General features: G+C 74.2%; 10 protein-coding genes. 4 read left to right on the forward strand and 6 right to left on the reverse strand.

The genetic code is table 11. From position 1 onward, the window contains the following. Nucleotides 1-26: 26 nt before the first annotated feature. The 5 genes from AB0H28_RS06550 to pcaF form a co-directional block, all read right to left on the reverse strand. On the reverse strand, nt 27-1,391 hold the full coding sequence (locus AB0H28_RS06550; RefSeq protein WP_358035221.1) for a glutamine synthetase family protein: 1,365 nt from the start codon (nt 1,389-1,391) through the stop codon (nt 27-29). A gap of 362 nt (nt 1,392-1,753) precedes the next feature. Further along, nucleotides 1,754-2,254, reverse strand: a complete 501-nt coding sequence (locus tag AB0H28_RS06555; RefSeq protein ID WP_358035223.1) for a DUF456 domain-containing protein — start codon at nt 2,252-2,254, stop codon at nt 1,754-1,756. Nucleotides 2,255-2,325: 71 nt separating this feature from the next. Next, complete coding sequence (locus AB0H28_RS06560; protein ID WP_358035225.1) at nt 2,326-4,476, reverse strand: EAL domain-containing protein; 2,151 nt, start codon at nt 4,474-4,476, stop codon at nt 2,326-2,328. A gap of 6 nt (nt 4,477-4,482) precedes the next feature. Further along, a complete protein-coding gene (locus AB0H28_RS06565; protein ID WP_358035228.1) occupies nt 4,483-5,301 on the reverse strand; it encodes an SAM-dependent methyltransferase in 819 nt (272 codons plus the stop codon). A 116-nt stretch (nt 5,302-5,417) separates the two neighbouring features. Beyond that, the gene (gene pcaF / locus AB0H28_RS06570; RefSeq protein WP_358035231.1) at nt 5,418-6,623 is read right to left on the reverse strand and encodes a 3-oxoadipyl-CoA thiolase; all 1,206 of its coding nucleotides are present in this window, start codon (nt 6,621-6,623) and stop codon (nt 5,418-5,420) included. A 111-nt stretch (nt 6,624-6,734) separates the two neighbouring features. On the opposite strand from pcaF, the gene AB0H28_RS06575 reads away from it, so the two are divergent. From AB0H28_RS06575 to AB0H28_RS06590, 4 genes are all read left to right on the forward strand, one after another. Next, a complete protein-coding gene (locus AB0H28_RS06575) occupies nt 6,735-7,700 on the forward strand; it encodes a glutathione S-transferase C-terminal domain-containing protein (RefSeq protein ID WP_358035233.1) in 966 nt (321 codons plus the stop codon). Further along, nucleotides 7,693-8,325 carry a DUF998 domain-containing protein gene (locus AB0H28_RS06580; protein WP_358035235.1) on the forward strand — a complete coding sequence of 211 codons (633 nt, stop codon included), beginning with the start codon at nt 7,693-7,695 and terminating at the stop codon, nt 8,323-8,325. Before AB0H28_RS06575 ends, AB0H28_RS06580 begins: the two co-directional genes overlap by 8 nt. 260 nt (nt 8,326-8,585) lie before the next feature. Continuing rightward, on the forward strand, nt 8,586-9,866 hold the full coding sequence (locus AB0H28_RS06585; protein ID WP_358035928.1) for a dicarboxylate/amino acid:cation symporter: 1,281 nt from the start codon (nt 8,586-8,588) through the stop codon (nt 9,864-9,866). 16 nt (nt 9,867-9,882) lie between these two features. Then, nucleotides 9,883-10,950, forward strand: coding sequence for an NADH:flavin oxidoreductase/NADH oxidase (locus tag AB0H28_RS06590; RefSeq protein WP_358035237.1), 1,068 nt, complete (start codon nt 9,883-9,885; stop codon nt 10,948-10,950). A 38-nt stretch (nt 10,951-10,988) separates the two neighbouring features. On the opposite strand, the gene AB0H28_RS06595 is transcribed toward AB0H28_RS06590, so the two are convergent. After that, nucleotides 10,989-14,513 (reverse strand): ABC transporter ATP-binding protein, encoded by a 3,525-nt coding sequence (locus tag AB0H28_RS06595; protein ID WP_358035240.1) that lies wholly within the window; start codon nt 14,511-14,513, stop codon nt 10,989-10,991. Nucleotides 14,514-14,548 lie beyond the last annotated feature (35 nt).

Consider the following 14,548-nt stretch of genomic DNA (forward strand, 5'->3'; position numbering starts at 1 on the left):
CGCGAACGCCCGCCCGCAGCCGGGGGTCAGAGGCGCTCGAAGCCACGTACCAGCTCCCAGTCCGTGACCGCGGCGTCGAACGCGGCCAGCTCGACCCGCGCGTGGTTGGCGTAGTGGGCCACCACCTCGTCGCCGAACGCCTCCGGGGCGACCTCGGAGGCCCGCCAGAGGTCGAGCGCGTCGCGCAGCGTGCCGGGGACGCGCTCGGCCGCCGGGTCGTCGTAGGCGTTGCCGGTGCACTCCTCCGGCAGCTCAAGCTCGTGCTCGATGCCGTGCACCGCGCCGGCCACCAGCGCGGCGATCGCCAGGTAGGGATTGACGTCGGCGCCCGGGACGCGATTCTCCACCCGCATCCCCTGCCCGTGCCCGACCAGCCGCAGCGCGCAGGTACGGTTGTCGGTGCCCCAGCGCAGCGCGGTCGGCGCGAACGAGCCGGGCTGGTAACGCTTGTAGGAGTTGACGTTCGGCGCGAAGAGGAGGCTGAACTCGCGCATCGTGGCGAGCAACCCGGCCAGCACCCGCTGCCCGGTCACGCTCAGGTGCGCGGGTCCGTCGCCCAGCATCGCCGACGAGCCGGCGGCGTCGCGCAGCGAGAAGTGGATGTGGCAGGAGTTGCCCTCGCGCGCGTTCGGCTTCGCCATGAACGTGATCGACATACCCTCTTGGGCGGCGATCTCCTTCGCCCCGTTCTTGTAGATGACGTGGTGGTCGGCGCAGGCCACCGCCTCGTCGTACCGGAAGGCGATCTCGTGCTGGCCGAGGTTGCACTCGCCCTTCGCGCTCTCCGGGGTGAGCCCGGCGCCGGCCATCTCGGTGCGGATGCGCCGCAGCAGCGGCTCCACCCGGGCGGTGCCCAGCAGCGAGTAGTCGACGTTGTACTGGTTGGCCGGGGTCAGCTCGCGGTAGCCACGCCGCCACGCCTCCTCGTACGAGTCGCGGTAGAGCACGAACTCCAGCTCGGTGCCGGCGTACGCGGTCAGCCCGTGCGCGGCCAGCCGGTCGAGCTGCCGGCGCAGGATCTGCCGGGGCGAGGCGACCACCGGGCCGGAGCCGTCCAGCCACTCCAGGTCGGCCAGCACCAGCGCGGAGCCGGGCTGCCACGGCGTCCGGCGCAGCGTGTCCAGGTCGGGGCGCATGGCGAAGTCGCCGTAGCCGCGCTCCCAGCTCGACATCGCATACCCGTCGACGGTGTTCATGTCCACGTCCACGGCGAGCAGGTAGTTGCAGCCCTCGCTGCCGTTGGCCACCACCTGGTCGAGGAAGAACGGCGCGTGGATCCGCTTGCCCTGCAGGCGGCCCTGCATGTCGGTGAGGGCGAGCACCACCGTGTCGATCTCGCCCTCGGCGACGGCGACCCGCAACTGCTCCAGCGAGAACGGCGTTCTACTCATCAGGGGGCCTCCATCACCAAGGTCTACTGGCAAACCGGATCACCGTCAATGCCCCGGCGGGACCGGGGACGAAACACCAGGAGCGCGACCCGCGTCGTCGGGTCGTCGCGGCCGTCGCGCCCCGGTTAATTGCGTTGCCCCGTCGACCCGTCCGGGAGCATGCTTGGGGCTGTGACCAGGCCCGACCCGACGGGCCGATCCCGGGCGCTCGGCAACGCCCGGTCCGCGGCGGCGCGCGACGTCCACCTCTCTCTCACTGAAGTACGGCGTCCCGCCGTACCCCGGACGCCCGCGCCGCCGCACTCTCAAGCCAGGCCGACGGCCACCGTCGGCCCCTACCCGCCACGTTGACCGGACCGGCCTCAGGCGAACAACAGGCCCGCCATCCACAGCGCGGCGATCACCATGCCGGACATGAACTCGACGAGCATGGACAACCCGGCCGCCTTGACCGCCTGCACGGTGGCCGGCCAGGCCAACCGGTTGCTGCCCAGCCGCAGCAGCTCCGCGCCCCAGATGCCGGCGACGAAACCGATGAGCAGCCCGACCACCGGGATCACGAAGAACCCGATCACGCCGAGCAGCGCGCCGGCCAGCAGCGACGAGGTGGGCACGCCGGTCCGCTTCAGGTTCCGCCCCGGCCAGAGGTACTTGACCACGGTGCCGCCGGCGGCGATCACGGTGGCGGCGGCGAGCACCGCCCAACGGCCCGCGCCGGCGTCGCCGAACAGCGCCCACACCAGCACGCCGCCCCAGCACAGCGGCAGCGCCGGCAGGCCGGGCACCACCACGCCGGCCAGCCCGGCCAGGATGGCGAGCGCGGCGACCACCGACACCACGGCCTGCGAATCGGTCAGACTCACGAGTTCTCTCTTTCCTACCGTGTTAAAAGGGGGCCCCGCCTCTACTGGAGGCGTTAACCGGGGGCCCTTCCTTACTCCGCAAGGCGGGCGCGGATGGCGTCGGCGGGCATCGGGGCGCCGAACAGGCGGCCCTGACCGGTGTCGCAGCGCAACGCGCGCAGCCGTTCCGCCTGCACCTCGGTCTCCACCGCCTCGGCCGTGACCGACAGCTCCAACGCGTGCGCCAACCGGACCAGCGCGTCCACGATCCGCTCGTCGCGGTGGTCGGCGACCGCGTCCGCGCCGTCACCCCGGATCCCCTCCACGAACGGGCCGGCCAGCTTCACGCAGTGGATCGGCAACCGGCGCAGGTAGGCCAGGTTCGAGTAGCCGGTGCCGAAGTCGTCGATGGCCAGCCGCAGGCCGAGATCGGCGAGCTGGTGCAGGGCTCGCAACGGCTCGCCCGCGCTGCCCATCACCGCGCTCTCGGTCAGCTCCAGTTGCAGCAGCTCGGCGGGCAGGCCGGTGTGCTGCAACGCCTCCGCCACGGTCTCCACGATCGCCGGGTCGTCGGCCTGCCGGGCGGCCACGTTCACGCTGACCACCGGCGTCGTGTCCGGGTGGGCCCGCCGCCACGCCTCGGTGTCCCGGCAGGCCTGGCGCAGCACCCAGGCGCCGAGCCGGACGATCAGGCCGGTCTCCTCGGCCAGGCCGATGAACCGGTCCGGCCCGAGCAGCCCCAACTCCGGGTGCTGCCAGCGCACCAGCGCCTCGACCGCCACCATGCTGCCGTCCAGCAGCGAGACGATCGGCTGGTAGTGCAGCACGAACTCACCCCGGTCCAGCGCGGCCGGCAGGTTGGCGGCGAGCGCGGACCGGGCGATGTCAGCCGCGCTGCGCTCCGGGTCGTACACCGCCCAGCGACCCCGCCCCTCCGCCTTGGCCCAGTAGAGCGTGGTGTCGGCGGCCTTCATCAACTCGCCGACGCTGGTCTCCGCCGCCGGGCAGTCCACGATGCCGATGCTGGCCGAGACGGCGAGCTGCTGGTCGGCGACCTGCACCGGGGCGGAGACCGCGGCCAGGGCCAGCTCGGCGACCTCCACCGCGTCGTCGAGGCCGCCACCGGAGTCGACCAGGATGACGAACTCGTCGCCGCCCATCCGGGCCACCACGTGCCCGCGGCTGGACACGCAGTCGCTCAGCCGGCGGGCGATCACCTGGAGCAGCCGGTCGCCCAGGTCGTGGCCGAGGCTGTCGTTGACCGCCTTGAACCCGTCCAGGTCGATGAAGCAGAGCCCGACCCGCTGCTCCGGACCGGCCGTGTCGAAGACGCCACCGAGCTTCTCGAAGAACAGCGTCCGGTTGGGCAGGCCGGTCAGCGGGTCGTGCAGCGCCTGGAAGCGCAGTCGCTGCTGCAACTCGTACCGTTCGGTGATGTCCTCGATCATGGCGACGGTGAACCGGGGCCGGCCGTCGTCGTGCCGGATCAGCGAGACGGCCAGGTCGGTCCAGACGATGCTGCCGTCCTTGCGGTAGTAGCGCTTCTCCACCCGGGCGCTGTCCCGCTTGCCCTCGATCAGCTCCTGGTAGATCTCCCACATGCCGGCCGCGTCGTCGGCGTGGGCCAGCGCCGACACGTTCATCCGGCGCATCTCGGCGACGGTGTAGCCGAGCATGTCGGCGAAGGACTGGTTGACCTCGATGATCTGCCCGTCCACGCCGGCGATGCCGATGCCGATGGCGGCGCCGGTGAACACCGCCCGGAAGCGCGCCTCGCTGTCGCGCAACGCCTGCTCGACGGTGTCCCGGGCCTGCCAGGCGGACCGGGCGATCCGCTCCTGCTGGGCGAACACCCGGTCCCGCAGCGCCCGGGCGAACCCGGCGGCCAACGCGCCCTGCAACGCCGCGACCCGTTCCCGCAGCTCGGGGCCCTCCGGTCGGGCGGGCAGCACCCAGGGCAGGAACCGGTCACCGAGCGCCTGCACCGACCAGTCGAGCACGCCCGGTTCGGTGAGGTGCGCCTCCACCAGGGCCCGCCCCACCTCCTCCGCCGGCCGGGCGGAGAAGGCCGGCGTCAGCAGGGCGCCGGCCAGCCGCTCGGTGAACGGCACCAGCAGGCGCTCGGTCTCGGCCGCGCTCAGCGGCACGAACCCGATCCGCCGCACGGCCCGGGCCCACTCGGCGGCGTACACGACCGCGCCGGGCCGGCTGAAGTCACCCCCGTCGCGCTCCGGGGCTCGCACCTCGGCTCACCCGGCGGGGCGGTCGTGCCGGGCGACGCCGCCGAACGCCCCGAAGCGTTCCGGGTGCTCGTCGACGTCGGACGGCGAGTCGGGCCGCCACAGCGGCATGTGCACCACACCCGGTTCGAGGATCGTCCAGTCGCCGAAGAAGCCGGTGATCTCGGCCCGCGAACGGAGCGTGATCTCGGTGGCGGTACGCGCCGACAGCCGCTGCGCGTCCAGCATCTCCTGCGGCTGGTCCTCGAACGTGGAGTGCGAGATCACCAGATGGCTGCCCGGAGCGGCGGCGGCCCGCAGGGTGGCCAGGACGTCGGCCGGTCGGTCGGCGTCCGGGATGAAGTGCACCACGCCGGCGAGCAGGATGCCCAGCGGCCGGTCGAAGTCGATCATGCCGCTGGCCCGGGCCTGGTCCAGGATCAGCTTCGGCTCCCGCAGGTCGGCCAGGATCGCGGTGGCCCGGTCGTTGCCGGCCAGCAGTTCGCGGCTGTGCGCCACCGCGACCGGGTCGATGTCGACGTAGACGATCCGCGCCCCGGCGTTCGCGGCCTGGGCGACCTCGTGCACGTTGCCGACGGTGGGGATGCCGGAGCCGATGTCGAGGAACTGGTCGATGCCGGCGTCGAGCAGCACCCGCACCGCCCGGCGCAGGAACTCCCGCCCCGAACGCATGGTCGCCGCCAGGTTCGGTGTCATCGCCGCGATCTGCTCGGCGAGTTGCCGGTCGATCTCGAAGTTGTGCGCCCCGCCGAGGAAGTAGTCGTAGACCCGGGCGGCGCTCGGCCGGGTCAGGTCGATCTCGGCGGGAAGTCCGTCCGGCGTCTGCATCGCTCGGTCTCCCAGGTCGTCACCCACCACGAGGGGCGGATCATGTGGTCCAGCCCACTCTATGCGCGCACGGCCAGGTACGGGAGATCCACTTCTCGCGATGCCCCTTGCCGCGCTCAGCCGACCGACTCCAGCAGCAGCGAGATGCCCTGCCCGACGCCGACGCACATGGTGGCGAGCGCCCGCCGGCCGCCCCGACGGCGCAGCTCCAGCGCGGCGGTCAACGCCAGCCGGGCGCCGCTGGCGCCGAGCGGGTGGCCCAGCGCGATGGCCCCGCCGTTCGGGTTGACGTGCTCGGCGTCCTCCGGCAGGCCGAGGGCGCGCAGCACCGCCACGGACTGCGCGGCGAACGCCTCGTTCAACTCGACCACGTCGACGTCGACCAGCGTGAGGTCGTGCCGGTCGAGCAGCTTGCGGGTGGCCGGCACCGGCCCGATCCCCATGATCCGGGGCGGGACGCCGGCCGCCGCCGCGCCGCGTACCCGGGCCAGCGGGGTGAGGCCGTAGCTGTCGACGGCCGCCGCGGAGGCCACCAGCAGCGCCACCGCGCCGTCGTTGACGCCCGAGGAGTTGCCGGCGGTGACCGTGCCGCCGTCGCGGAACGGGGTGGGCAGCGCGGCGAGCTTCTCCGGTGTCGTCTCGCGCGGGTGCTCGTCGACCTCGACCAGCTTCGTCTCCCGTCTGCCCGCCGGCACGGTGACGCCGACGATCTCCTCGGCCAGCTTCCCGTCGGCCTGCGCCTTGGCGGCCCGCTGCTGCGAGCGGTACGCGAAGGCGTCCTGCGCCGCGCGGTCCACGCCGAACTCGGCGGCCACGTTCTCCGCCGTCTCCGGCATCGAGTCGATGCCCCAGTTGCGTTCCATCAGCGGGTTCACCAGCCGCCAACCGATCGTGGTGTCGTAGACCTCGGCGGTGCGGGCGAACGGCGTGGCCGCCTTCGGCATGACGAACGGCGCCCGGCTCATGCTCTCCACACCCCCGGCCACCACTAGGTCGGCCTCGCCGACCACGATCGCCCGGGCGGCGGTGGCGAGCGCGTCCAGGCCGGAACCGCAGAGCCGGTTCACGGTGCTGCCCGGCACCTCCGCCGGCAGCCCGCCGAGCAGCGCGGCCATCCGGGCCACGTTGCGGTTGTCCTCGCCGGCCTGGTTGGCGCAGCCGAGGATCACGTCGTCGGTGCGGGCCCAGTCGACCGACGGGTGGCGTGCCACCAACTCCCGGACGACGTGTGCGGCCAGGTCGTCCGGGCGGACCCCGGCGAGGGCGCCGGCGTACCGGCCGATCGGGGTGCGGACTCCGGCAACGAGGTAGGCCACGGTCATCGCGCGCACGTCCTTCGGGGGGTGGGAAGGGGTCGGTCGGCGGGCCGCCCACCGGGTCACGGGGGCACCCGGCGTCAGGATATCCGCGCCCGGAGCGGATAGGTTGGCGGCATGGCCGGGGCCCAGTTCAGCGCAGAGACCAGTGGCGGCGGCGCGTTCGTCCGCCAGCCCAACCGGTTCACCGGGCGGGTCACCCCGCACTCCACCTCGCCGGAGGGCGGCGGGCCGGACGAGGCGGGACGCTGGCCGCTGGAGGCGGGGCGGTACCGGCTGATCTGGTGCCGGGCCTGCCCGTGGGCGCACCGGGCGCGGATCGTGCGCGGCCTGCTCGGCCTGGACGAGGTGATCTCGCTGGGCACGGTGGACCCGATCCGCGACGAGCGGGGCTGGCGGTTCGCGCTCGACCCGGACGGCTTCGACCCGGTGCTGGGCGTCGGTTTCCTCTCCGACGCCTACCTGGCCACCGACGCCGACTACACCGGTCGGGTCACCGTGCCGGCGCTCGTCGACACGCTGACCGGGCGGGTGGTCACCAACGACTACCCGCAGCTCACGCTCGACCTCTCCACCGAGTGGCGGCGGTTGCACGCCCCGGACGCGCCGGACCTCTACCCGGTCGCGCTGCGTCCGGAGATGGACGCGCTGATGGCGGAGATCCACCGCGACGTCAACAACGGCGTCTACCGGTGCGGCTTCGCCACCTCCCAGGAGGCGTACGACGAGGCGTACACCGCGTTGTTCGCCCGGCTGGACGCGCTGAGCGAGCGCCTTGCCGGACGGCGCTACCTGATGGGGGACGCGATCACCGAGGCGGACGTGCGGCTGTTCACCACGCTGGTCCGCTTCGACGTCGCCTACCACGGGCACTTCAAGTGCAACCGGCAGAAGCTGACCGAGATGCCGGTGCTGTGGGCGTACGCCCGGGACCTGTTCCAGACGCCGGGCTTCGGGGAGACGGTGGACTTCGACCACATCAAGCGGCACTACTACGCCACCCACGACATGATCAACCCGACCCGGATCGTGCCGCTCGGTCCGGACCTCGCCGGCTGGACCACGCCGCACGGGCGTGGCTGAGCCCGCCGCGCGCCGGTTCGCCGCCGCCGTCGCGGCCGGCTGCGTGGTGGCCGGCGCGGTCGCGGTGACGGTCGCCGTCGTCGCCGGTCCCGGCCCGGGGCCGACCGGGTACGTCAGCGAGGCCGGGGTCACCGACAGCGGGTACGCCGGGGCGTACCGGATCGGGATCTTCACGCTGGCCACGGCGCTGCTGCTGCTCGCCGGGGCACTGCCGGCGGCGGCGCGCGCGGCGTCCGTGCTGCTCGCCGCCAGCGCAGTCGCCACCGCGCTCTCCGGCACGGTGACGTGCAGCGCCGGCTGCCCGCTGCCACCGTTCGAGGCCGCCACGGTGGCCGACCTGGTGCACGGCGGGGCCAGCATCGCGGCCACCGCCGCGGTGGTCTTCGCGATGCTGGCGCTGGTGTGCTCCCCCGCGTCCGGCCCGGCGTTGCGGCGGGTCGCCACCGTCGGCGCGGCGCTGGCGCTGCCGCTGGCCGGGGCGGTCGGGCTGGCCATGCTGCTGGTGGGCCGAGGCGCGCTGGTGGGGGTGCTGGAGCGCGTGCTGCTCACGGTGACCGCCGCCTGGGGCCTGACCACCGCCGTGCTGCTGTCAAGGAGGGGCCCCCTGTTAACGCCTGGGCGATAGAAGGGGCCCTCTCTCACCGACGGATGTTAAGAGGGGGCCCCTCCTTACTCAGGAGGGTGTAAGGGGTGTCACGGGGGTCGGTCCTTCCAGCGGGGCGGGTGCGGGAGTAGCGTCAGCCGGCGATGACCAATGTCTGGTGCCTCACCGAGCGCCTGTACGTCGACCTCCGACGGCAGGCCAGCGGCGTCTGTCCGGCGTAGTTCCGCCTCCGACGCCCCGATCCCTCTCCAGACCTTGGACCCGCCCTCATGGCTTCCGCCCTGCGCAAGATTCCCTTCTCCGTGCAGATCCTGCTCGGCCTCGTGCTCGGCGTGGCGCTCGGCTTCCTCGCCCGCGCCACCGACCTCGCCTGGCTGACCAGCACCCTCGACACCGTCGGCGGCCTCTTCGTCCAGTTGCTGAAGCTGGCCGTGCCGCCGCTGGTCTTCACCGCCGTCGTGGTCAGCGTGGTCAGCCTGCGCGGCGTCGCCAACGCCGCCCGGCTGGCCCTCAAGACGCTGCTCTGGTTCGGCGTCACCGCGCTGATCGCGGTGACCATCGGCATCGGCATCGGCCTGCTCACCGACCCCGGCCGGGGGGTGAACCTGGACCCGGCCGGCGCGAACGCGCCGAAGACCACCGGCTCCTGGATCGACTTCCTCACCGGCATCGTGCCCACCAACCCGGTCGGCGCGTTCGTCGAGGGCAACGTCCTGCAGATCGTCTTCCTCGCCCTGGTGGTGGGCGCCGCCGCGCTGCTGGTCGGTGCGCCTGCCGAGCCGTTCGTGCAGCTCAACCGCTCGGTCCTGGCGATCGTGCAGAAGGCGCTGTGGTGGGTCATCCGGCTCGCCCCGATCGGCACGCTGGGCCTGATCGGCAACGCCGTCGCCTCGTACGGCTGGGACCTGCTCGCCCCGCTGGCCAAGTTCACCACCGCCGTCTACGTCGGCTGCGCCCTGGTGATGTTCGTGGTCTACCCGGTGCTGCTGGTCGCGGCCGGCCGGCTCAACCCGCTGCGCTTCTTCGCCGGCGCCTGGCCCGCCATCGAACTGGCCTTCGTGTCCCGCTCCTCGGTGGGCACCATGCCGGTGACCCAGCGCTCGGTCGAGCGCCTCGGCGTCCCCCGCGAGTACGCCTCCTTCGCGGTGCCGTTCGGCGCCACCACGAAGATGGACGGGTGCGCCGCGATCTACCCCGCGCTCGCCGCGATCTTCGTGGCGCAGGTGTTCGGCGTGCACCTGGGCGTCACCGACTACCTGCTGATCGCCTTCGTCTCGGTGGTCGGCTCGGCCGCCACCGCCGGCCTGACCGGCGCGATCGTGATGCTCACGCTGACCCTGAGCACGCTGGGCCTGCCGCTGGCCGGCGCCGGCCTGCTGCTGGCGATCGACCCGATCCTGGACATGATGCGAACCGCCACCAACGTGACCGGGCAGGCCGTGGTGCCGACCATCGTGGCCGCCCGGGAGGGCACGCTCGACCGGGCCGCGTACGACTCGGCCGGCAGGCGCGACCTGATCCAGCCGATCGACGACCAGCCGCTCGCCCCCGTACCCGCCTGACCGTGAGGATCACCGCATGAGCACCCTGTTCACCCCGCTCACCCTGCGCGGCGTCACCCTGCCCAACCGGATCGCGCTGGCGCCGATGTGCCAGTACAGTGCCGGGCCCGACGGCCTGCCCACCGACTGGCACCGGGTGCATCTCGGCTCCCGCGCGGTCGGCGGCGCCGGGCTGGTGCTCAGCGAGGCCACCGCCGTGCTGCCGGAGGGGCGGATCACTCCGCAGGACGTCGGCCTCTGGTCCGGCGCGCACGTCGACGCGTGGCGACCGGTCACCGCGTTCGTCGCCGGCCAGGGCGCGGTCCCGGCCGTGCAGCTCGCGCACGCCGGGTTCAAGGCGTCGACGTACCGCCCGTGGGCGGCGCGGCGCGGCGGCGTGCCGGACGCCGAGGGCGGCTGGCAACCGGTCGGCCCCGGCGGCGACCCGTTCGTGCCCGACTACCGCACGCCCACCGCCCTCGACGAGGCCGGCATCGCGCAGGTGGTGGCCGCGTTCGCCGCCGCCGCCGGGCGGGCGCTGGACGCCGGCTTCGCCGCGGTGGAGATCCACGCGGCGCACGGCTACCTGCTGCACGAGTTCCTGTCCCCGCTGACCAACCGGCGCACCGACGCCTACGGCGGCGACCGGGCCGGCCGGATGCGGCTCACCCTGGAGGTGGCCCGCGCGGTCCGCGCCACGGTCGGCGAGGCGGTGCCGGTGCTGACCCGGATCTCCGCCACCGACTGGACCGACGGCGGCTGGACCGTCGAGGACAGCGTGGTCCTCGCCGGTGAGCTGGCCGCGGCCGGCGTGGACCTGGTCGACGCCTCCTCCGGCGGTGCCGCCGCGCACGCGTCGGTGCCGGTCGGTCCGGGCTACCAGGTGCCGCTGGCCGCCCGGATCCGCCGCGACGCGGGCGTGCCGACCGGCGCGGTGGGCCTGATCGTCGAACCCGAGCAGGCCGAGCAGATCGTCGCCGGCGGCGAGGCCGACCTGGTGCTGCTGGGCCGGGAGTTGCTGCGCGACCCGTACTGGCCGCGCCGCGCGGCGGCGAAGCTGGGCGCCACCCCGGCCTGGCCGGACCAGTACGCCCGCGCCTTCTGACGGTCTCCCGCCCCGCCCCGGTCGGGCGGGGCGGGAGGTCAGCCGGCCAGGTGGTTCCAGCGGGGTTCCAGGTCGGACCAGGCGCCCTGGTCGGCGACCAGGCCGTCGACGAGCACCACCACGTGGTCCGCGCGGACCAGCGCGGCCCGCTTGGCGGTCGAGCCGACCACTGTCACCCCGTGCTCGCGCAGCGCCGCCCACAGCGCCAGCTCCGTGGTCACGTCGAGCGCCGACGACACGTCGTCGGCGACCAGCAGTTCGGTACGCGGGGCGAGCGCCCGGGCCAGCGCCAGCCGCTGGAGCTGGCCGCCGGAGAGCCGGGTGCCCTTGTGCCCGATCAGCAGCCCGAGCCCGCCGCCGGCCGCGGCCAGGTCGTGTTCGAGCTGGGCGGTCGACACCGCGCTCGCGGCGTCCACCGGGTGCCCGAGCGCGATGTTGTCGGCCACCGTGCCGGAGAGCACCCGGGGTAGCTGGCCGACGTAGCCGACCTGGTTGGGGCGCAGGAACAGCTCCGGCTCCGTGACCGGTTCACCGTTCCAGCGCAGCGCGCCGACGTGGTGCACGATGCCGGCGAGCGCGCGCAGCAGCGACGACTTGCCGGCGCCGACCGGGCCGACCACCAGCACGAGCTGCCCGCGTTCGACCACCAGGTCGACGTCGCGGACGGCCAGCGTGCCGTCGGAGTGCAGCGCGCCGAAGCCGGCCAGCTCCAGCCGGCGCAGCGGGTGCCGGGGCGGCGGCTCGGGGGCCGGCGCGGTGCCGGCGGCCAGGTCGAGCCCGGGCACCGCCGCCGAGTAGGTGCTCATCCCGGTCATCGCCACGGTGCGCCGGGTCCACACCCGGGCCGACGGGTACTGCGACACCAGCGCCGCGGTGGTCCAGGCGAACCAGCGGGCCGCGCCGAGCGTGGAGACCGCCACCAGGGTCGCGCCCGCGGAGAGCCCGCCGGCCAGGTAGAGCGCCCACGCGCCGATCGGCAGCAGCCCGCTGGCGACCGCCGGGGTGGACCGGGCCCACACCTGCATGGCGATCTCCCGGCGCTGCCGCTCGCTGCGCACCACGTCGAGCCCGGCGAGGTGGTCCAGCACCGGGCGGGTCGCGCCGGCCAGCTTCACCGTGCGGGCCGCGGAGAGCGAGGAGACGAGCGCGGTGGCGAACGCGGCGCGCGCCTTGACCGTGCCGGCGGCGGTGCGTTCCAGCCGGGGCCCGAACAGCGTCGCCGCCAGGCCGGACACCACCATCGTGCCGACGAAGAACAGCGCGGGGACGAAACTGCCGGTCACCAGCGTCATGGTGAGCACGATGGCCAGCGAGATGAACTGGTCCATCAGGTTGTCGGCGAGCTGCACCACCCGGTCGGTGTCACCGCCCTGCGCCACCACCTCGGCCGGGGTGTGCCCGCTGACCCGGCGAGCCCCGGTCTGCCCGTGCACCAGCCGGGCGCTGATCCGCAGCATCTGCCGGATCCACCACTGCGGGAACCACAGGTTGGTCAGGTAGGGCAGCGGCAGCACCAGCAGCAGCGCGGCGGCGATGCCGAGCGCCGGCAGCCACGGGTCGCCGCCGCCGACCACGTCGGCCCAGAGCCACGGCAGCACCGACCCGTCCAGCCCGAGCAGCGTGATCACGACGAACAGGGCGACCGAGAGCAGGCCGTAGCGTGGGTCGTTGACGCCGAGCCGGAGGATCTCCCGCATGGTCCGGGCCGGCGGCGCGGGCGGCACCGGCGGCGGTTCGACGCGGGACACGGCGCCGCGACGCGCCGCGGTGGACTCGCCCGGCCCGGCAGGTGTGACCGGCGCGTCGGCCCAGTCGGGGGTGACGGGCTCGTCGGCCCAGCCGGGCCCGTCGAGCAGTTCCACCCCGCCGCCGCGGGCCCCGGTGCCGGCGTACGCCCCGGCGTGGCTGGTGGCGAGCAGTTCGGCGAAGCGTGCGGACGCGCGCAGCGGGCCGGCTTCCAGCACCGCGCCGTCGGCCATCACCACCACCTCGTCGCAGCGGCGCACCGAGGAGAGCCGGTGCGCGATGACGATGCCGATCCGGTCGGTGAGCAGCCGTTCGGTGGCCTGACGGACCCGGTTCTCGGTGACCGGGTCGAGCCGCGCGGTGGCCTCGTCGAGGATCACCACGTGCGGGTCCCGGACCAGGATCCGGGCGAACGCCACCAGTTGCTCCTGCCCGGCGGAGAGCACGTGGCCGCCCTCGCCGAGCCGGGTGTGCACGCCGTCGGGCAGCTCGGCGATCCACCCGGCCAGGCCCAGCTCGGCCAGCGCCCGCTCGGCGGCGCCGAGCAGCTCCGGGTCGAACAGCGCGACGTTCTCGGCGAGCGTGCCGGCCAGGATCTCGGTGCGCTGCGGCACCACGGCGATCCACCGGCGCAGCTCCTCGACGTTAAGGTCGACCAGGTCCACCTCGCCGAGGCGGACCGTGCCGCGGGGCACCTCGACCGCCCGGGTGAGCACCTTGGCCAGCGTCGACTTGCCCGAGCCGGTGCGCCCGACCAGCGCGTAGGAGCGACCGCGGGTGAAGTCGAGCCGCACGTCGCGCAGCGCCGGGCCGCGTTCGTCCCCGGCGGCCGGGTAGCGGTAGGTGAGCCCGCGCACGGTCAGGTCGCCGTGGGTGGGGGCGATCCCGCCGACCGGCTCCTGCCGCGCGCCGGCCAGCAGTTGCACCCGGGCCCACGCGCCGAACGCCTGTTGCAGGTGCGGCACCCAGCGGGCGATGTGCTCGACGGTCGCGCCGAACGCGATCACGAGCAGCCAGATGGCGGTGAGCCGGGCGGCGTCGACCCGGCCGGTGGCGAGCGCCCACGCGCCGGCCAGCACCACAGCGGCGATGCCGGCCCGGATGCCGCCGGCGGCCACCGCGGTGACCCGCGCGGAGAGCCGGAACACCCGGCCGCAGCGGGCGACCACCTCGGCCGCCCGGCGCGCGTAGAGGCGCAGCACGTAGGGCCGGGCGAGGCTGGTGCGCACGTCGTCCTGGCCGTGCACCGCCTCCTCCATCACGGCCGCGAGGTCGGACCACGCCTCCTCCTCGGCCATCCGGGCCGGGGCGATGCGGGCGGTGGGCCGGCGCAGCGCGACCGCGAGCACGGCGGTGAGCAGCACCATCCCGAGGCCGGCCGGCCACCAGACGATCAGGGCGCTGACCGTGGCGAGCACGCAGACGGCGATGCCCTGCGCGAGCCGTACACCGGTGTTCCGCATCTCGGCGGCGACCTGGTAGACGTCGTTGTCGATCCGGTCGAGCAGCTCACCCACCGGGGTGACCTCCAGGGCCGGCAGATCCTGCCCGAGCGCGACCCGGCAGAGCCGGCGGCGCACGTCGGCGGACCAGTCGGCGGTGAGCCGCGCCATGATCAGCCCGATCAGCAGGTCGGTGACGACGGCGGCGACGAGCGCGACGGCCAGCGCGACGAACCAGCCGGACGAGCGGTGCACGAGCACCGGGCCGGCGAGCGCGGACGCGGCGGCCTGACCGCCGGCGCCCAGCACGATCAGCAGCAGGACGACCACCATCCGCCGGGGCGCGGTGGTCCAGAGGTCTCGGAGCAGGCGCATGGGACGGTCCTCCGGACTCGGACGGGTGGGGGCGG

The sequence above is a fragment of the Micromonospora sp. NPDC050980 genome (assembly GCF_040653835.1).
GTDB lineage: Bacteria > Actinomycetota > Actinomycetes > Mycobacteriales > Micromonosporaceae > Micromonospora.